Raw genomic sequence first — 17,113 nt, 5'->3', positions numbered from 1 at the left:
GCCTAGTTCCGGGCTCCCTGGAGGTGTGCGTCGAAGAAGCGCAGGATCCGGGTCCAGGCGTCCTCGGCCGACGGCTGGTGGTAGCTGAACCCGGTCACCCGCTCGACGACGGAGAAGGGACCGCTCGAGTGCCGGTTGAGGAACGAGTGCCCGGCGTCCGGGTACTCCACGACGTCGTTCGGCACCTCCAGCTTCTCCAGCGCGCCGCGCAGCTTGCCTGCCGCGCCGCGCAGCAGCGGATCGCGGCGGCCGAAGCTCGCCACGATCGGGCAGGCCCCCTCGAGCGCCCGTTCGGGGTCCTTCGGCAGGATCCCGTAATTCGGCGCGGCGGCGTCGAAGCCGCGGGCGGCCGCCAGCAGCGCGAAGCCCCCGCCCATGCAGAAGCCGACGACGCCCACCGTCCCGGTGCAGTCGGGCTGATCGGCCGTCCATCGCCGGGTGGCCTCGATGTCACCGAAGGCGGGGCCGCTCTGCCGGAGCAGCGACCGGAAGGTGCCCTGCAGGCAGCGCAGCGCTCCTCCGGCGGTGAAGAGATCCGGCGCCACCGCGAGATAGCCGGCGGCGGCCAGCCGGTCGGCCTGCTGGCGGATGTCGTCGGTGAGCCCGAACGCCTCGTGCAGCACCACCACACCCGGCCACGGTCCCTCGCCGACCGGCGGCCGGCTCACGTGCGCACGCAGTTCCGGAGCGCTCTCGGCACCGGGGATCGAGGTCATGGGCACGGGGTGGTCCTTCCGCCGGGGTCGGCCCGACGCTAGCGGGAGCGGCCGCGTCCTGCCTGGTCAGAGACCGACGGCGACGGTGGCGGCCAGCTCGCGGACCGCCTCGAGATCGGCCGACGCCGGCGCGCCGGTGAGGCTCAGCGGCGCCGCAGCCCGCTTCCACCGCAGGGCGCCGGTGATCCGCTCGATGCCGGTCAGGGCGCCGGCGGTGTCGTCGTTGCCGTGCACGTAGACGCCGTAGGGCAGGCCGACGGTCGCATCGAGGCACGGGTAGTAGACGGTGTCGAAGAAGTGCTTGAGCGCCCCGGACATGTAGCCGATGTTCGCCGGCGTCCCCAGCAGGACGCCGTCGGCGGCGAGCAGGTCGGCGGGGCCGGCCGAGAGCGCCGGGCGCAGCACCAGCTCGACGTCGTCGACCATCGCCGCGCCCTCCTTCACCGCCTCGAGCACCGCCTGCATCGCGGGCGAGGGCGTGTGGTGGACGACGAGCAGGCGCGGCACCCCCGCATCATGCCCCGGACTCCCGCTCCGCCCGGGCCGGAGGCCGCAGCCGACCGTAGATCCGGGCGAGGTCGGGCAGCTGCGCGTGCGCGTTGAGCCCGCTGGGGTTGGGAACCACCCAGGTCACCGCTCCGCCGAGCCGTTCCTCCTGGAGCCCCGCCGCCGCGCGCGGGCACCCGTTGGCCTGCCGCCAGGCGGTGATGCCCAGCACCGCCAGCACCCGCGGCCGGTGCTCGGCCACCAGACGTTCCAGCGCAGCCGTACCCTCGGCCAGCTCCTCGCGGCCGAGCTCGGCGGCCGTGCGGGTGGGCCGGTCGACCAGGTTGGTCACGCCCAGGCCGTAGCGGAGCAGCTCGCGGTCCTCCTCGGGCCGCAGCCGGCGGGGCGTGAGCCCGGCCAGGTGCAGCGCCGGCCAGAACCGGTTGCCCGGGCGGGCGAAGTGGTGCCCGCGCTCGGCCGACATCAGCGACGGGTTGATGCCGCAGAACAGCACGTCCAGGTCCGGCCCGATCACGTCGGGCAACGGCTTCTCCGGCACGCCGGAATGATCCCCCGGGCCGGTCAGCCGGCCGCGGCGGCCCCGGTGGGCGTCCGGTCGGGGTCCAGCTGGTCCAGCGCCGCCACCACCCGGTGCAGCCGGTCGCCCCACGCGGTGGCCACCCACCCGTCGGGGAGCGGCAGCCGCACCGCGTCGGGGCCGGTGCCGGCCGTTCCCTCGCGGCCCAGGTGCACAGTGCTCGCGTAGGCCCGCGGCGTGAACGGCCCGGCCCACGCCGGGGCGCCGGGACCGAGACCCGTGGTCGTGTGCAGCACCGGACGCCCTTCCCGGGTGAGCCGCGTGGTGCCGGTCCAGCGTCCCGGCTCCTCACCGGTCCGCCCGAGCAGCACCTGCTCGGTGGCGGTGAGCTCCGCGCTCTCGGCCAGCTCCACGAACAGCTCCGCGACGTGGTGCGCCCGGGCCGTCACCACGGTGGGCTCGGGCCGCAGCTCGAGGACGCCGGCCACCTCGGCGACGACCCGCTGCACCGAGGGGCGCTCCCCCTCCCGTGCGGGCAGCGCCACGGCGGCCGCCACCGAGTGCACCGTCAGCGTGGCGCCCTCCTCGACGACCAGCCGGATGGTCGCGTCGTCCCCGCCGAGCGGGCCGAACGCCGTCGCGACGAGGTGCACGCTGGTCGGGCCGGTGCGGCGGACGGCGAGCTGCCCGCTGCCGCTCACGACCGGCAGCACCGTCCGGCCGCCCGGACCGCGCCGCGCGACGACCTCGACGCGGGTCTTCACGCTTCCTGCAGGGCGCGGGCGCGGATCTGCTCCCGCACCCACTCCGCCACCCTCGTCGCGGCCGGGTCCTCGCGCAGCGAGATCAGCAGCGTCGGCTTCTCGCCGCGGACCAACGCCGAGTCCCGGCGCATCACGTCGAGGTCGGCGCCCACCAGCGGCGCCAGGTCGGTCTTGTTCACCACCAGCAGGTCGCTCGCCGTCACGCCCGGTCCGCCCTTGCGCGGCACCTTGTCCCCGCCCGCGACGTCGACCACGAAGATCTGCACGTCGACCAGGCCGTAGCTGAAGCTCGCGGTCAGGTTGTCGCCGCCGGACTCGACGAGCACCAGCTCCAGCCCCGGGTGCCGCGCCTCGAGCAGCTCGACGGCGTCGAGGTTGGCGGTGATGTCGTCGCGGATCGCGGTGTGCGGGCAGCACCCGGTCTGCACCGCCTCGATCCGGTCGTCGGGCAGCACCGCGTTGCGGCGCAGGAAGTCGGCGTCCTCGGTCGTGTAGATGTCGTTGGTGACGACGGCGAGGTCGTACTCGGCGCCCAGCGTGCGGCACAGCGCCGCGGCCAGCGCCGTCTTCCCGGAGCCGACCGGGCCGCCGAGGCCGACGCGGAGGGGGCCCGGCTCTCCGTCCGCGGAGTGCCGGGAGCGGGGCTCGGCGTCCACGTAGTCGTCGATGGTGAAGTGCGGAGGCATGGGATCTCCCGGGAGCTATGAGGCGAAGAAGCGGTCGTTGCGGACGGCGTGCACCTCGGCCAGCAGGTCGAGGAGGGGGTCGGCCGCCGCCGGAAGAGGGCCGACATGGCCACCATGGCCCTGGGGGGCGGCGGAGGTCCCGGCGACGGCGTCGATCTCGGAGCTCAGCCGCGCGGTGACCGCGGCGACCGTCAGCGGGTCCATGGCCAGCAGCCGCTGGGCAGCGGTCGCGGGGCCGCTGACGCTCAGATAGGCGGCGGCGCTCGCGGCGTCCCGTGCGGTCAGGCCGGCGACGGCGGCCGCCACCCCGAGCGCCACGGCGTGGTGCGGGGTCGGGGGCAGCGCGTCCCAGTCCAACGTCGGCCAGGCGCGGCGGCCGACCCGGACCAGTCCGCGTCCCTGCTGCCGGGAGGCCGCGCGCAGCGCCGGGGACGGCGTCCGCGCGTCGGCCTCGGCATCCAGGGCGTCCAGCGCCCCCCGGTCCCCCGCGGCACCGCAGGCGGCGGCCGCCAGCCCGGCCGCGACGGCACCGGCCGTGACCAGCCGGCGGTGCAGGAACGTGGCCAGCGACCGCGGGTCGTGCACCAGGCCCGCCTCGATCCCCTGCTCCACGCCGCCGGAGTGGGTGTGCCCGCCCGCCGGCAGCCGGGAGTCGGCGAGCGTGAGAAGTGCCGCGCTCATCGGAACCTGGCCATCAGAAGAGGAAGTACCGCTGCGCCATCGGCAGCTCCGCCACCGGCTCGGGCTCCCACACCTCGCCGTCCACGGAGACGGTGAAGGTGTCGGGGTCGACGCGGATGTCGGGCAGCGCGGTGTTCTCCGGCATGTCGGCCTTGGTCAGCCGCGAGGTGTCGGAGACGGCGGCCAGCCGCCGGTCCACCGCCAGCCGGTCGGCCAGGCCGGCGTCGATCGCCGCCTGCGCCACGAAGTGCAGGCTGGTCAGCGCCGGGACCTTGCCGTAGGCGCCGAACATCGGCCGTGGCAGCACCGGCTGCGGCGTCGGGATGGAGGCGTTCGCGTCGCCCATCTGCGCCCAGGCGATCATCCCGCCCTTGAGCACGGCGTGCGGCCGGACGCCGAAGGTCTTCGGGTCCCACAGCACGAGGTCGGCCAGCTTGCCGGGCTCCACCGAGCCGACCTCGCCGTCGATGCCATGCGCGACCGCGGGGCAGATCGTGTACTTGGCGACGTAGCGCCGGGCCCGCCGGTTGTCCGCGGCGCCGTCCCCGGACAGCGAGCCGCGCTTGGCCTTCATCACGTGCGCGGTCTGCCAGGTGCGCATCACGACCTCGCCGACCCGGCCCATCGCCTGGGCGTCGGAGCCGATCATCGAGATGGCGCCGAGGTCGTGCAGCAGGTCCTCGGCGGCGATCGTCGTGGGCCGGATCCGGCTCTCGGCGAAGGCGAGGTCCTCGGGCACGGAGCTGTCCAGGTGGTGGCAGACCATGAGCATGTCGAGGTGCTCGTCGAGCGTGTTCACCGTGTGCGGCCGGGTCGGGTTGGTGCTGCTGGGCAGCACGTTCGGGTGGCCGGCGACCGTGATGATGTCCGGCGCGTGCCCGCCTCCGGCCCCCTCGGTGTGGTACGCGTGGATGCTCCGGCCGGCGATCGCCGCGAGGGTGTTCTCCACGAAGCCCGCCTCGTTCAACGTGTCGCTGTGCAGCGCGACGGGAACCCCGTGCTCCCCGGCCACCGTGAGTGCGGCGTCGATCGCGGCCGGGGTGGAGCCCCAGTCCTCGTGCAGCTTGAACCCGCTGGCGCCCGCCCGGAGCTGCTCCACCAGCGAGGCCCGGGAGACGGTGTTGCCCTTGCCGAGCAGCGCGACGTTGACCGGCAGCGGGTCCATCGCCTCGAGCATCCGGGCGAGGTACCAGTCCCCCGGCGTGATCGTGGTGGCCTTGGACCCCTCGGCCGGGCCGGTGCCGCCGCCGATCAGCGTCGTCACACCCGAGCCCAGCGCCGTGGGCACGATCTGCGGGCAGATGAAGTGCACGTGGCAGTCGATGCCGCCGGCGGTCAGGATCCAGCCGTTGCCCGCCATCACCTCGGTGCCGGGTCCGATGACGAGGTCCGGGTGGACGCCGTCCATCGTGTCGGGATTGCCGGCCTTGCCGAGCGCCACGATCCGGCCGTCCCGGATGCCGACGTCGGCCTTGACGATCCCCCAGTGGTCGAGGACGACGGCGCCGGTGATGACCAGGTCGGGCGCCCCCTCGGCACGGGTGGCCCGGCCCTGGCCCATGGACTCGCGGATGACCTTGCCGCCACCGAAGACCGCCTCCTCCCCCGCGCGGCCGGGGCCGCCGGAGAAGTCGTCCTCCACCTCGATCAGCAGGTTCGTGTCGGCCAGCCGGATCCGGTCGCCGGTCGTCGGGCCGTAGAGCTGGGCGTAGCGCTCGCGGGACAGCTGCACCATCAGCCGAGCCCTCCTTCAGCGGTGAGGCCGGGGACGACGCGCGCGCCGGCGAGAGGGACGAGCACGACCGCGCGGGTGATGCCCGGCTCGAAGCGGACGGCGGTGCCGGCGGCGATGTCGAGACGCCGGCCGTGTGCGGCGGCCCGGTCGAACTCCAGCGCCGCGTTGGTCTGCGCGAAGTGGAAGTGCGAACCGACCTGCACGGGCCGGTCGCCGGCGTTGGTCACCTCGAGCTCGGTGCGCGGCGCGTCCGGCAGCGTCTCGATGAAGCCCTCGGCCGGGATCACCTCACCGGGGACGATGCCATCGACGCTCCGCGAGGTGCCGCTCACGGGCTCTGCTCGATGGCCCCGCTCGCTGCCGCTCACGGGATCGGGTGGTGGACGGTCACCAGCTTCGTCCCGTCCGGGAAGGTCGCCTCCACCTGCACCTCCTCCAGCAGCTCGGGAACGCCGTCCATGACGTCGTCGCGAGTCAGCACCGTGCGGCCGGTCTGCATGAGCTCGGCGACGAGGACGCCGTCGCGGGCGCCCTCCAGCACGTGGTCGCTGACGATCGCGGTCGCCTCGGGCAGGTTCAGCCGCAGCCCGCGGGCGCGACGCCGCCGGGCCAGCTCGGCGGCGTAGGACAGGAGCAGGCGTTCCTGCTCGTGCGGGCTCAGGTGCACGCGGACGGACCTCCGGCGTCAGGGGATGACGCGGACGCTAGGCACGCGATGTGACGGCGCTGTTGCGGCCAGAAGGCAGGGTGGTTGCAACCCACTAGCGGTAGGTGAGCAGCTCCCGCCGCGGACCGGTGACGTGCGCGTGGTCGTTGAAGGCGAGCAGCGTCAGCCCGGTGCTGCCGGACAGCAGCGAGGTGACGCCGACGTTGACCGCCGACCGGTTCAGCGCGATCACCGCGTCGGCCGGGGCACCGAGCAGCGACGCCACGATCGCGGCGATGATCCCGCCGGAGCTCACGACGACGGCGTCGCGGCCCTTCTCCAGCCCCGCCGCCAGGTCGCGCACCGCGGCGACCGCACCGGAGGAGAACGCCGGCCAGCCGTCGGCGTCGCCGGCCGCGATCCAGGACCGCAGGGCGCCGTCGAGCAGCTGCTGCACCTGCCGCGAGCCCTCTCCCGGCGCCTCCCCGGGATAGCGCTCCAGCAGGCCGACGTGGTCGTACTCGTCGAACCGGGCGTCGGCCTCCGCCGGCGGTCCGAATCCGGCGGCCTCGGCCAGCAGCGCTGCGGTGTCCCGCTGCCGGCGCAGCGTGCCGGAGACGACGAGCGGGTCGCGCAGCTCGCGCCGCCGCAGCTCCTCCCCCACGCACCGCGCCTGCTCGCGGCCGAGCTCGCTCAGGACGTCGTAGTCGTCGGCGCCGAACGACGCCTGCCCGTGGCGGACCAGGCAGATCAGCGGCATCCGGACAGCCGCTCCGCGCGCTGGAGCAGGACGGCCGCGGCGATCCCGAAGTGAGCGAACCGCGGATTGGTGGTGTGCCCGGAGCGGAACCGCGCCCAGATCTGCTGGATGATCACGGCGAGCCGGAACAGCCCGAAGACCTCGTAGAAGGTCCAGTTCTCGGCGTGCAGCCCGGTGCGGGCGAGGTAGCGCTCGACGAGCTCCTCACGGGTGGGCATCCCCGGCAGAGTGCTGGGCTGGGTGGAGACGAGCGCGAACTCCTCGTCGTCGTCGGCCGTGACCCAGTAGGCGAGCGAGGACCCGAGGTCCATCAGCGGATCGCCGACCGTCGCCATCTCCCAGTCGAGCACGCCGGTGATCCGCGGAGTGGCCGAGAGGTCGAGGACCAGGTTGTCCAGCTTCCAGTCACCGTGCAGCAGGCTGGCCCGCACGTCCTGCGGCTGGTGCTCGGCCAGCCAGGCCATGAGCTCCTCGGCGGGCGGCACGTCGTCGGTGAGGGCGTCGCGGAACCGCCGCGACCAGCCCTCGACCTGACGCCGGACGTAGCCCGGCCCCCGGCCCAGGTCGGCCAGACCCGCGGACTCCACGTCGATGGAGTGCAGGTCGGCGAGGGTGTCGTACGCGGTCTCGCCCAGGGTCCGCGCCTGCTCCGGGGAGAGCTCCACCCCCTCGGGCAGCTTCCGGCCCAGGACGACGCCGTTCAGCCGCTCCATCACGTAGAAGTCGCTGCCGATGACCGACGGGTCCTCGCAGAACCCGTGGATCTCGGCGACGACGTCCAGGTGCGGGCGGAGGCGCTGCTGCACCCGCACCTCACGGCCCATGTCGTGCGCGGAGGCCGCCTTGTGCCCGTGCGGCGGGCGGCGCAGCACCAGCTCGAGGTCGCCGTAGTCCAGCAGGTAGGTCAGGTTGCTGGCCCCACCGGAGAACTGGCGCGTCTGCGGCGCGGGGTGTCCGTCGAGGGCCGGCACGCGGGGCTGCAGCCACGCGTGGACGGCGTCGACGTCGAAGGCGTCCTCGGGGCGGACGTCGCGGAGTCGGGTCGCGTTCTCGCTCATCGGGCCCATCCCATCACGCGTCCGTACCGGCCGGACGGCGACCGTCGCTGGCAGGCCGTCGCGGCGCGACTCCGGTCGGTTCCGCAACCCCGGCAGGCACCCGGGCGAACGCCGCGGAGACAGCGAACGGCCCGTGCCACCGCCGCTCCGACCGTAATCTCCAGCCAGGTCGAGACGCCGACCTCGCGTCACGCTCGGCGTGACCCGACGGGGGCCTGCGGGCCGCCTGGCCAAGGGGGAAGAGATGCCCGTGGCACCATCCGCCGGCGCATCGGCCCAGCGTGAGCCCGACCTCCAGCCGACCCCGTTCCACGTGTCCGTCGATCTCCGAAACGGCTGCGTGGCCGTCGCCGGCGAGCTGGACCGGCAGAACGCCCCGCACGTGCTCGACGGCCTCGTCGCGCTCACCTCGACCGCGCACCGCCGCTGGTCGGTCGACACGAGCGCGGTGACCTTCTGCGACGCGGCAGGGCTGCGTCTGCTCGTCACCGGGCACAACCTCGCCCGCCGGCACGGGTGCGAGCTCGTCCTGGACCGCCCGAGCCCGTGCGTGCACCGGTTGATGACCCTGGTCGGGCTCGACCGGGTGCTCAGCGTCCGGACCGACGGGCCCGCCCCGGGCCCGGCCGCCGGAGGGCAACGGCTCTTCCCCTCGGCGGGGCCGCTCCGCACCGTGCGCCGGGTCGGCTCACTGCCGGCGAACGACGACCGGCGGGCGGACTGACCCGCCGGGCGGGCTACTGGACGGGTGAGTCCGACGGCGGCAGCTGGATGCCGAGCTGCTCGTCGACCGAGGCGACCCCGGCGACGGCGGACAGCGCTCCGGCGACCCCGGGCGGTACCGAGCCGGTGATGATGCCGAGCCCGTCGAGGACCTGGTCCACCTGCATGCCGTGCGCTCGCAACCCCTGCACGACGCCGTCCAGGGCGGCGAGGTGCCCGTCGTCGACGGTGACGCTCACGTGGGTCATGCCGCGAACGCTACGCGGCCCGGGGTCACTGCGGGGCGATCGCCAGCCCGCTCCCGGCGTCGATCGACGGCTGGGAGATCCGCTCGCTCTCCTGCACCAGGGTGGCCCACAGCTCCAGGCCCCGCCGGCCGGTGGCCTCGGCCCACAGCGCGGCCAGGCCCGCCACGTGCGGCGTCGCCATGCTGGTGCCGCTGATCGTGTTGTAGCGGGTGGGCATCGGCCAGGACGAGTAGACCTCCCAGCCGGGTGCCGCGAGATCGACCTGGCCACCGCGCGCGGGAAGGCTCCGGGCGGAGAACCAGGCCATCTCCAGCGCCTGGTCCAGCGCCCCGACGGCCATGATCTCCACGCTGTTGGCCGGCGCACCCACGAAGCCGAAGTCGCCCGCGCGCCGGTCGGCGTTGTTGCCCGCCGCCGCGATGATCAGGGAGCCCTGCTGCAGGGCGCGGCGGCCGGCCGCGGAGTACGGCGGATGGGCCTCCATGACGTCGGCGCCCAGGGACATCGAGATCACCGGGCACTGGCTGGTCACCGCCCAGTTGATGCCCGCGAGGATCCCGGCGTCGGTGCCGCTGCCGTCGGTGCCCAGCACCTTGCCCGCGAAGATCTCCGCCTCGGGGGCCACTCCGTAGCGCGGGCCGGTGGACGGCGTCCGGGGGCCGCAGGCGGTGCCGATGCAGTGCGTGCCGTGCCCGTGCCCGTCCTGGGCGTCCTCCCCCGCGACGAAGGAGCGCAGAGTGACCGGTCGGCCGGCGAAGTCCGGGTGCGCGGCGTCGAAACCGGTGTCCAGGACCGCCACCCGGATGCCCCGGCCGGTGCTCGCGGAGGCGTCGGCCCGGACGGCCTGGAGCCCCCAGGTCAGCCCGGCGGTGTCCTCGAAGCGGGCGGGGGTCACGACCGGACGGGACGGTGCGCCCGGGGCGGCGTCGGCGGCCAGGAGGCGGCCGGAGAGGTCGGCGACGCCGTCGCGGTACCCGGCGGTGTATGAGCTCGACTCACCGGTCAGCACGTGGTGCACCAGCTCCGGGGACACCGACAGCACCGGCCGCGCGGCCGCCTCCGCCGTCTGCAGCCGGCTCACCTGGCCGGGATCGGCGGTGACGACGGCGATGCCCAGCGCGCTGAAGACCGTGGCCTCGGCGTCGTGCAGCGCGTCGGGCGGGACGTCGCCGTCGGCGAAGTCGCGGGAGTCGGCCACCGAGTGGACACCGACCCGGCCCCAGTCCACCCGGGCGTCGTCACCGGTTCCGGCGAAGACGACGATCTGCCGGCCGGTGGTCCGCGGCAGCGGACCCACCGCCCCGTGCCGCACCTCGCCCGGGATGCCCGGGCGCCTCGGATCGATCACTGTTCCCCCTCGGCTCGGTGACACCGGCCCCGCCAGCGTCCTCGGATGCGGAGCCGGCCGCCAGCCGGCCCCGCGTGTCGCAGGATGCTCCCCGCCTACGACAGAACCGGGGGCTCCGGCCAGGTCAGCCCTGGACCGCCGAGGGGTCCATCCACATGACCTCCCAGACGTTGCCGTCGGGGTCGGCGAAGCTCGAGCCGTACATGAACCCGTGGTCCTGGGGAGGCATCCACGGCTTCCCGCCGGCGCCGATCGCGGCGGACACCATCGCGTCCACCTCCTCCCGGCTGCCGGCGGACAGGGCCATCAGCGCCGAGGTGGCCTGCGCGGGGTCGCCGACCTCGCCGGTCACGAAGTCGGCGAACCGCTCACGGGTGAGCAGCATCGCGATGATGTTCTCCTCGATGACGTAGGAGACCGCCTTGTCGTCGGAGAACTGGTCGTTCCGGCGGAACCCGAGAGCGGCGTAGAAGGCGTCGGTACGGGCGAGGTCGGTGACGGGCAGGTTGACGAAGATCATGCGCACGGGGAGCTCCTGCGGAATCGGTCCGGCGGCGGCCGGAGGGTCGTGCAGGTAGGACGGCCTAGGTGCCGGGAACTCATCGGCCGGCCGGATCAGGAGTGCGCTGCGCCCGGACCTCGCGCGGTCCGGGGACCTCGTGCCCGTCGTCGCACACGAGCGCGACGCGGACCGGCGCTCCGCAGTCCGCGTGCTCCAGCGCCAGCGGGCCCGGACCGTCGGAGAGGTAGCGGTCGCCCCACTGCATGAGCGCCACGAGGGTGGGATAGAGGTCCCGCCCCTTGTCGGTGAGCCGGTACTCGTGCCGCTGCCGGGAGCCCTCGACCCGGTAGGGCTCGCGGCGCAGCACGCCTTCCTGCACGAGGGTGGCCAGCCGGTCGGTGAGCACCGCCTTCGGGGCGCCGAGGGCCTGCTGGAAGTCGGCGAACCGGCGCACGCCGAGGAAAGCCTCCCGCAGCACGAGGAGGCTCCACTTCTCCCCCACCACGGCGAGGGTGCCGGCGACGGAACAGCGGGATCTGTCGTACGTGGCCTCGGTCACGGGTGTGATGGTAGCCATGCTGGGTTCGCTTGACGAACCTCGAAAGGAGGAGCATGGTTCAGGTAGCGAACCTAGGCGGGTTCCTCGCCTCCGGTCCGCGAGCCGATCCACCCTCTCCGCCGAAGGACCCGCCATGACCAGCCTGCGCACCACCCTCGCCCGCCGGCACGCCGCCCGCACCCACCTGCGCGAGGAGCGGGCCATCGCCCGCGCCCTGGCCGCGGCTCCCACGCAGGAGTCCCGGCACGAGATCGCTTCCCTCCTCGCCCGGCGCTGACCGACGACCGGCGGCCCTCGGGCCGCCGGCCTCATGTCGGTTGCGTGACGAGACGCATCCCCGGTCGCTCCCGGGGCATGCCCCCTGGGTCCGCCGACCCGAGGAGGCCCGCGTGTCCGGTCGCGACACCCCTCCTCCGGAGGGCGTGGAGCCCGCCCGATGAGCTCGGTGTCGCGCGTTCCGGAGGCATCCGAGGACACCGGCGGCCCGGTCGGCGCACGTGAGGCGTGGGCCGGGATGCGCGCCGACGGCGCACGGTTTCTCGCCCGGGAGCTCGCGTCGCGCTTCCGCTACGGCGATGGCTTCTCCCACGCCCGCGCGCTCGCCTTCCAGCTGGCCCTGGCCGCGCTCCCCCTGATCATCGCCGCGATCGGGCTCGCCGGTGCGTGGGAGGCGCGGACCGTCCGGCTCGTGCTCAGCCGGACCGTCCTCCAGCTCACCCCTGGCGCCTCCGACGGCCTGCTGCGCCGGACCTTGCCCGCCGCGGACACCGACCTGGCCACGGCGGCCCTCGCGCTGGCCGGCGTCTCGGCACTGGTCGCCCTGACCACGGCCATGGCCCAGGTGGAGCGTGGCGCCAACCGCATCTACGGCATCCAGCGCGACCGCCCGACAGTCGAGAAGTACCGCCGAGGTCTGGCGCTCTCGGTCGCTGCGGGTCTCCCGCTGATGGCCGGCTCCCTGCTCATCCTCACCCGCGGCGCCTTCAGCGAGGCCGTGGAGAGCGTGTACGCGGTCGACGACGACGTCGTCGAGGCCTGGACCGGTCCGGCCGGGCTGGTCCTGGTGGTGGTCTCGCTGATGTCCATGCTGCACCGCGCGCCCGCCCGGCAGCAGCCCGGATGGTCGGTCCTGCTGGCCGGCAGCCTGCTGACGGTCGTCGCCTGGACCGGGCTCACCCTGCTGCTCGCCGGCTTCCTGGAGCTGTCCACCGGCTTCACCCCGGTCTACGGCCCGGTGACCGGGGTGATCGCCCTGCTGCTGTGGGCCCAGTTCTCGGCCACCGCCCTGTTCTTCGGCGTGGCGGTCTCCGCCGAGCTGGAGATGGCCGCGCATCGCGCCCGGCTGCGCAGGCGGAGCCGCACCCGTGCCGGCTCGACCCCGGACGCGGTGCGGTGAGCGCGCGCGACGCCGCGGAGGCGGCCACCACAGCGGGCACCACAGCCGCCTCCGCCGGCGACCGCGGTTCCGACGCCCGGCGGTTCGGCATCCGGTCCGCCCTGGCTCTCACGGCGGTCCTCGCGGGAGCGGTGCCCTTCTTCGCCCTGTGGCTGACCGTCCAGGGTCGCTGGGCTCCGTTGGCCGCCCTCGACGGCGACGTCGCGGCCGGCCTGAACGCCGCGGTCGCCGGCTCCCCCGCCCTGGTGTCCACGCTCCGGCTGCTCACCGATGCGGGCGGCACCGGAACCGCCGTGTGGGTGCTCGCGCTGACCACCGCCTTCCTCGGCATCCGCGGAGAACGCCGCCTGGCGTACTTCGTCGCCGTCACCGGAGCCGGGCTGGCGGTGCTCGTCCCGCTCACGAAGGCGCTGGCCGACCGGGCACGCCCGCTCGTGGACCAGCCCCTCGTCGAGACGCCGGGCAACGCCAGCTTCCCCAGCGGGCACGCCATGACCTCCCTGGTCACCTGGGGGGTCCTGGTGCTCCTCGCGCTGCCCGCCGTCCGCCGCCGATGGCATCCCTTGTTGATCGGCGGCGCAGCCCTGCTCGTCCTCGTCGTCGGCTTCACCCGCCTCGCCCTGGGCGTGCACTTCGTGTCCGACGTGCTCGCCGGCTACGCCCTCGGCGCCGCCTGGCTCGCCGCGATGACCGCGGCCTTCCGGGGCTGGCAGCACGACACCGGCTCCGGCCCCGGCACCTCCGACGGCGTGCACGACCCGCTGGAGGTGGGCTCCGGCTCGGCTGCGCAGCTGGCCACCGTCCGGAACCGGCCCGGGCGCGACCGGGTCCGGACGGCGCTGCGCCTGGCGGGGCCGGCCGCGCTGCTGTGGGCCGTGCTGTCGGCCGCCGGGCTCCTGGTCACCGCGACACCGGGCGCCTCGGCCCTGGTGCGCGGTGACCTCGCCGTCGTCCGGTGGTTCGCCGAGGCCCGGTCGGACACCTGGACCACCCTCGCCGACCTGGCCGGCACGCTGGGCGACACCCGCACCGTCGTCGCCGGCGGCGTCGGCCTGGCCGTCCTCGGCCTCGCGGTCACCCGGCGGTGGTGGCCCGCGCTGTTCGTCGCCACTGCCCTGCTCGGCGAGGTGCTGCTCTACTTCCTGGTGGCGGTCACCGTCGAGCGCGCCCGCCCTGACGTCGCCGATCTGACCGACGGGCTGCCCGTCGGAGCCAGCTGGCCGTCCGGGCACGTCGCGGCCGCGACGGTGCTCTACGGGGCCGCCGCCGTCCTCGTGCTGCGACTCGGGCGGACGCGCCGGCGATGGCTGGTCCTGGCCGCTCCCGTGCTGGCGGTGCCGGCCGTGGCGCTGTCGCGGATCTACGTCGCCGCGCACCATCCGACCGACGTCCTGGCCGGGGCGGTCCTCGGCACGGGATGGCTGCTGATCTGCTGGATGGTCCTGCAACGCGGGGAACGGTCGGAGGGTGCGCATGACTGAGACCAGCTCCCGGGCCGCGCGGTTCCGGCCGACCGGCGCGGCCCGTCTGGCGATCGTCTGCGCCGCGGTGCTCGGGGTCGCGGCCGTCGGCTGGCTGGTGCTCGGGCTGCTGACGCAGCTGGCCCTCGTCACGTGCTCGGTGGTCGCCGCGCTCCTGCTGACCGCGCTCGGAGCCCCGCTCGCGCGGCTGCTCCGCAGGATCGGCGCGCCGCCGGCGGCCGCGGCCGCCGGCACGGTGCTGGCTCTGCTCGCCCTCCTGGGCGGGATGGGCACCCTGGTCTGGCTCCGGACCAGCTCCCGGATGGCCGAGCTGGCGCCCGCCATCACCGTGGGCATCGACCGGGTCCGCAGCTGGCTGGTCGAGGGCCCGCTCGCGCTGGACCCGACGCGGGTCGACGGCATCCGCGACCGGCTCGTCGACCAGCTGTTCGACGTCGTCCCGGGCCCCGTGGCCGGAGCCACGATGGCGGTCACCGTCGTGAGCGCCCTGCTGCTCGTCCTGTTCATCGTGTTCTTCCTCCTCAAGGAGGGGGCGAGCATGTGGGGCTGGGTCGTGGCCCGGGTCCCCGCCGCCCAGCGGGAGCGCGTCGACGGCGCGGGAGAGCGGGCCTGGGCCACGGTGAGCGCCTACATGCTCGGCGTGGTGGCGGTGGCCGCGGTCGACGCCACCCTCATCGGGCTGGCCCTGCTGCTCGTCGGGGTGCCGCTGTGGCTCTCCCTGACGCTGCTCACGTTCCTGGGGGCGTTCGTCCCGTACTTCGGCGCGGCGCTCAGCGGCGCGGCCGCCGTCCTCGTCACGCTCGTCACCAACGGCATCGGGGACGCGGTCACCATCCTCGTCGTGGTGCTCGTCGTGCAGCAGATCGAGGGCAACCTGCTGCAGCCACTGATCATGCGGCGCGCCGTGCACCTCCACCCCGTCGTCACGCTGCTCGCCGTCACCGCGGGAACCCTCCTGTACGGCATCTTCGGGGCGGTCGTCGCCGTGCCGCTCACCGCCGTCACCCACCACGTGCTCGAGTACCTGCGCACCCACCGGCCCGGGGTACCCGCCGAGCCTGCTGACGGACCGGAGCCGGCCGGCGCGGGTGCGTGAGGCCTGAGCGCGTCCCGCCCGCACGGGAGAGGATGCCCCGGTGGGTGTGGAGACCGTGCTGCTGCTCGTCCTGGCCTCCGTCGCGGTGATCATCGCCGTGCACGCCCTCGCGGAACGGTCCGGCCTCCCAGCCGCGGCGCTGCTGACGGTCGTGGGCCTCGGCTACGCGCTCCTGCCGTCGGCCGAGATCGAGCTGGACCCCGAGCTCGTCCTGACGCTGATCCTGCCGCCGCTGCTCTACAGCGCGGCGCTGGAGTCCTCGCTGGTCGCGATCCGGCGGAACATCCGCACCGTCGTCAGCCTCTCGGTACTGCTGGTGCTGGTGACGGCGCTGGTCGTCGGCACCGGGTTCGCGCTCTTCGTCACCGGCGCCACCCTCGCGGCCGGCATCGCGCTGGGCGCCGCCGTCGCGCCGCCGGACCCGGTCGCGGCCCTCGCGGTGGGCCGCAAGGTCGGCCTGCCGCCGCGACTGATCACGCTCATCCAGGGCGAGGGCCTGCTCAACGACGCCACCGCGCTGACCATCCTCACCGTGGCGGTGACCGCCGCCCAGGGCGACGGCTTCTCCACCCCCGCAGCCATCGGCCAGTTCCTGCTGGCCGCCGTGGGCGGCGTGCTCGCCGGGCTGGCCGTCGCCTTCGGCGTCCGGCCGCTGCGGCGGCTGCGCCGCGACCCGCTGACGTCGAACGCGATCAGCCTCGCGACCCCGTTCGTCGCCTACCTGCTGGGCGAGAGCCTGCACGTCTCGGGGGTGCTGGCCGTCGTCGTGGCCGGTCTGGTCATCGGGCACAACAACGCCAGCTGGGCGTCGGGCGCCAGCCGGCTGCAGACCAACGCCGTCTGGCGGCTGGTGAACTTCCTCCTCGAGGGATTCGTCTTCCTGCTCATCGGCCAGCAGCTGCCCGCGGTCGTCCGCGGCCTGGACGAGTACTCGACCGGCACGGTCGTCACCGCGTCGCTGATCACCGTGGGCGGCATGCTGCTGGTGCGCCCCCTCTGGCTGCTGCTCACCGAGTCGCTGCCGCAGTCGCTGCACACCCGCCTCGGCGGTTCCGGCGAACCCGGTGAGCAGGGTCGGGTCCGGCGGCTCAGCGGCCGCGAGATCGTCGTCCTCAGCTGGGCCGGCACCCGTGGGGTGATCAGCCTGGCCGCGATCTTCACGCTGCCCGAGGTGACCTCCGACGGCGAGCCGTTCCCGGACCGCTCGCTGCTGCTGTTCTGCGCCTTCCTCGCCGTCCTCGTGACGCTGGTCGGGCAGGGCGTCACCTTCGCCCCGCTGGTCCGGGCGCTCGGGCTGCGGGCGGACCGGGCCGACCAGGCGCGGCTGCGCAACCACGCCCGCATCGCCTCCGTCGAGGCAGCGCTGGCCCAGCTCGACGACCTCGCCACGGAGGAGTGCAGCCACGTGGAGGGCGAGACGCTGGACGTGCTCCGCTCGCAGCTGCGCACCCGCCTCGAGGGCTACCGGAAGCGGATGGACATGCTCGCCGACGCCGAACCGGGCGATGCGCCGATGTCCCCGCAGTACGAGGCGGCGCTGAAGTACCGACGCGCGGCGCTGGACGCGCAGCGGGAGGAGCTGCTGCGCTGGCGGGACGCCGGCCGGCTGCCCGACGAGGGGTTGCGGTCGCTGACCCGCGAACTGGACCACGAGGAGGGGCGGCTCCCCGCGCGGACGTTCCGCTGAGCG

The 17,113-nt window shown here is 74.6% G+C and carries 21 protein-coding genes; 6 read left to right on the top strand and 15 right to left on the bottom strand.

Annotated features, from left to right (window positions below):
• Positions 1-2: 2 nt before the first annotated feature.
• From LBW97_RS09805 to LBW97_RS09755, 11 genes are all read right to left on the bottom strand, one after another.
• Positions 3-716, bottom strand: coding sequence for a dienelactone hydrolase family protein (locus LBW97_RS09805; protein ID WP_224499240.1), 714 nt, complete (start codon positions 714-716; stop codon positions 3-5).
• Positions 717-782: 66 nt separating this feature from the next.
• Positions 783-1,223, bottom strand: coding sequence for a flavodoxin family protein (locus LBW97_RS09800; RefSeq protein WP_224499239.1), 441 nt, complete (start codon positions 1,221-1,223; stop codon positions 783-785).
• 7 nt (positions 1,224-1,230) lie between these two features.
• The gene (mug, locus tag LBW97_RS09795) at positions 1,231-1,761 is read right to left on the bottom strand and encodes a G/U mismatch-specific DNA glycosylase (protein ID WP_224499238.1); all 531 of its coding nucleotides are present in this window, start codon (positions 1,759-1,761) and stop codon (positions 1,231-1,233) included.
• Positions 1,762-1,784: 23 nt separating this feature from the next.
• Complete coding sequence (locus LBW97_RS09790) at positions 1,785-2,504, bottom strand: urease accessory protein UreD (RefSeq protein ID WP_224499237.1); 720 nt, start codon at positions 2,502-2,504, stop codon at positions 1,785-1,787.
• On the bottom strand, positions 2,501-3,190 hold the full coding sequence (gene ureG / locus LBW97_RS09785; protein WP_224499236.1) for an urease accessory protein UreG: 690 nt from the start codon (positions 3,188-3,190) through the stop codon (positions 2,501-2,503). Before ureG ends, LBW97_RS09790 begins: the two co-directional genes overlap by 4 nt.
• Before the next feature lie 15 nt (positions 3,191-3,205).
• Entirely contained in the window at positions 3,206-3,871 is a 666-nt protein-coding gene (locus LBW97_RS09780; RefSeq protein ID WP_224499235.1) for an urease accessory protein UreF, read from the bottom strand.
• Positions 3,872-3,884: 13 nt separating this feature from the next.
• Positions 3,885-5,606, bottom strand: coding sequence for an urease subunit alpha (locus tag LBW97_RS09775; RefSeq protein WP_224499234.1), 1,722 nt, complete (start codon positions 5,604-5,606; stop codon positions 3,885-3,887).
• On the bottom strand, positions 5,606-5,908 hold the full coding sequence (locus LBW97_RS09770) for an urease subunit beta (RefSeq protein ID WP_374489836.1): 303 nt from the start codon (positions 5,906-5,908) through the stop codon (positions 5,606-5,608). The genes LBW97_RS09775 and LBW97_RS09770 overlap by 1 nt, the downstream gene beginning before the upstream one ends.
• 62 nt (positions 5,909-5,970) lie before the next feature.
• A complete protein-coding gene (locus tag LBW97_RS09765; protein WP_224499232.1) occupies positions 5,971-6,273 on the bottom strand; it encodes an urease subunit gamma in 303 nt (100 codons plus the stop codon).
• Positions 6,274-6,367: 94 nt separating this feature from the next.
• Positions 6,368-7,012 (bottom strand): histidine phosphatase family protein, encoded by a 645-nt coding sequence (locus tag LBW97_RS09760; RefSeq protein WP_224499231.1) that lies wholly within the window; start codon positions 7,010-7,012, stop codon positions 6,368-6,370.
• Positions 7,003-8,070, bottom strand: a complete 1,068-nt coding sequence (locus LBW97_RS09755; RefSeq protein WP_224499230.1) for a phosphotransferase family protein — start codon at positions 8,068-8,070, stop codon at positions 7,003-7,005. The genes LBW97_RS09760 and LBW97_RS09755 overlap by 10 nt, the downstream gene beginning before the upstream one ends.
• 250 nt (positions 8,071-8,320) lie before the next feature.
• Between LBW97_RS09755 and LBW97_RS09750 the strand changes: the two genes are divergently transcribed.
• Positions 8,321-8,794, top strand: coding sequence for an STAS domain-containing protein (locus tag LBW97_RS09750; protein ID WP_224499229.1), 474 nt, complete (start codon positions 8,321-8,323; stop codon positions 8,792-8,794).
• 13 nt (positions 8,795-8,807) lie between these two features.
• On the opposite strand, the gene LBW97_RS09745 is transcribed toward LBW97_RS09750, so the two are convergent.
• From LBW97_RS09745 to LBW97_RS09730, 4 genes are all read right to left on the bottom strand, one after another.
• Positions 8,808-9,041: a hypothetical protein gene (locus tag LBW97_RS09745; protein ID WP_224499228.1), complete on the bottom strand. Its 234-nt coding sequence runs from the start codon at positions 9,039-9,041 to the stop codon at positions 8,808-8,810.
• A gap of 25 nt (positions 9,042-9,066) precedes the next feature.
• The gene (locus LBW97_RS09740) at positions 9,067-10,389 is read right to left on the bottom strand and encodes a S8 family serine peptidase (protein ID WP_224499227.1); all 1,323 of its coding nucleotides are present in this window, start codon (positions 10,387-10,389) and stop codon (positions 9,067-9,069) included.
• Positions 10,390-10,513: 124 nt separating this feature from the next.
• Positions 10,514-10,909 carry a VOC family protein gene (locus LBW97_RS09735; protein WP_224499574.1) on the bottom strand — a complete coding sequence of 132 codons (396 nt, stop codon included), beginning with the start codon at positions 10,907-10,909 and terminating at the stop codon, positions 10,514-10,516.
• Between the two features lie 79 nt (positions 10,910-10,988).
• Entirely contained in the window at positions 10,989-11,450 is a 462-nt protein-coding gene (locus tag LBW97_RS09730; protein ID WP_224499226.1) for a helix-turn-helix domain-containing protein, read from the bottom strand.
• Positions 11,451-11,583: 133 nt separating this feature from the next.
• Between LBW97_RS09730 and LBW97_RS09725 the strand changes: the two genes are divergently transcribed.
• From LBW97_RS09725 to LBW97_RS09705, 5 genes are all read left to right on the top strand, one after another.
• Positions 11,584-11,727 (top strand): hypothetical protein, encoded by a 144-nt coding sequence (locus LBW97_RS09725; RefSeq protein WP_224499225.1) that lies wholly within the window; start codon positions 11,584-11,586, stop codon positions 11,725-11,727.
• A gap of 159 nt (positions 11,728-11,886) precedes the next feature.
• A complete protein-coding gene (locus tag LBW97_RS09720) occupies positions 11,887-12,846 on the top strand; it encodes a YihY/virulence factor BrkB family protein (protein ID WP_224499224.1) in 960 nt (319 codons plus the stop codon).
• Positions 12,843-14,327, top strand: coding sequence for a phosphatase PAP2 family protein (locus tag LBW97_RS09715; RefSeq protein ID WP_224499223.1), 1,485 nt, complete (start codon positions 12,843-12,845; stop codon positions 14,325-14,327). The genes LBW97_RS09720 and LBW97_RS09715 overlap by 4 nt, the downstream gene beginning before the upstream one ends.
• Positions 14,320-15,423, top strand: coding sequence for an AI-2E family transporter (locus tag LBW97_RS09710; RefSeq protein ID WP_224499222.1), 1,104 nt, complete (start codon positions 14,320-14,322; stop codon positions 15,421-15,423). The genes LBW97_RS09715 and LBW97_RS09710 overlap by 8 nt, the downstream gene beginning before the upstream one ends.
• A 40-nt stretch (positions 15,424-15,463) precedes the next feature.
• Positions 15,464-17,110, top strand: coding sequence for a Na+/H+ antiporter (locus tag LBW97_RS09705; protein WP_224499221.1), 1,647 nt, complete (start codon positions 15,464-15,466; stop codon positions 17,108-17,110).
• Positions 17,111-17,113 lie beyond the last annotated feature (3 nt).

It is taken from the genome of Blastococcus sp. LR1, assembly GCF_020166105.1.
Classification (GTDB): domain Bacteria; phylum Actinomycetota; class Actinomycetes; order Mycobacteriales; family Geodermatophilaceae; genus Blastococcus.
This window is presented reverse-complemented; position numbering and strand designations above follow the sequence as displayed.